Origin of the sequence: Stutzerimonas stutzeri (assembly GCF_000935215.1) — a bacterium.
Lineage (GTDB): Bacteria > Pseudomonadota > Gammaproteobacteria > Pseudomonadales > Pseudomonadaceae > Stutzerimonas.
Map to the genome: position 1 here is coordinate 1 of NZ_JXXD01000366.1, position 770 is coordinate 770.

Genomic DNA, 770 nt, shown 5'->3' on the forward strand with positions numbered 1-770 from the left:
CATTGCCTCATGCACCGAACCAGCATGGTGATCATCGATGAATCAAGGCGGTTGCAGGAGCTGAGTGCAACACGGTTATTGAATTGAGGCAGGAGCATCATATTGCATAGCCAAGGCTTTCTGCATCACTTCGCTCATGACTTCGATAGGACATTTGAAATCGAAGCGCTTACGTGGACGCATGTTCAGTTGAAACGCAATGGCATCCAGTTCTTCTTGGCTATGTACCGACAAGTCAGTGCCCTTGGGCAGGTACTGGCGGATCAGGCCATTAATGTTTTCGTTGCTGCCGCGCTGCCAAGGGCTGTGCGGGTCACAGAAGTAGATCGCCACACCGGTTCTCTGGGTGATCTCGGCGTGCTGTGCCATTTCCCTGCCCTGGTCGTAGGTCATGCTCTTGCGCATCGCCAGCGGCATGTTATTGAGGGCGGCGCTGAAGCCCTCCATTGCCGAGGTCGCCGTCGCGTCGTTCATCTTCACCAGCATCAGGTAGCCACTAGTGCGCTCCACCAGCGTACCTACAGACGAGGCGTTAGCCTTACCCTTAATAAGGTCGCCTTCCCAATGCCCCGGCATCAGTCGGTCTTCAACTTCCGGCGGGCGCAAGTGAATGCTGACCATCTCTGGAATCTGCCCGCGCCGATCCACACCGCCAAGGCGTGGTCTACGTGTCGTCTTGCCTTGGCGCAAACAAAGGATCAACTCCTTGCGCAGCTCACCGGCGGGCAGGGCATAGATCGCGTTGTAGATCGTCTCGCGACAGACGTAGG

The 770-nt window shown here is 56.4% G+C and carries 1 protein-coding gene; it reads right to left on the reverse strand.

Features of this window, described 5'->3' with window-relative positions; genetic code table 11:
• Positions 1–75: 75 nt before the first annotated feature.
• A partial coding sequence (locus LO50_RS23440) for an IS30-like element ISPsp4 family transposase (protein ID WP_044316541.1) occupies positions 76–770 on the reverse strand: 695 nt, incomplete at its 5' end.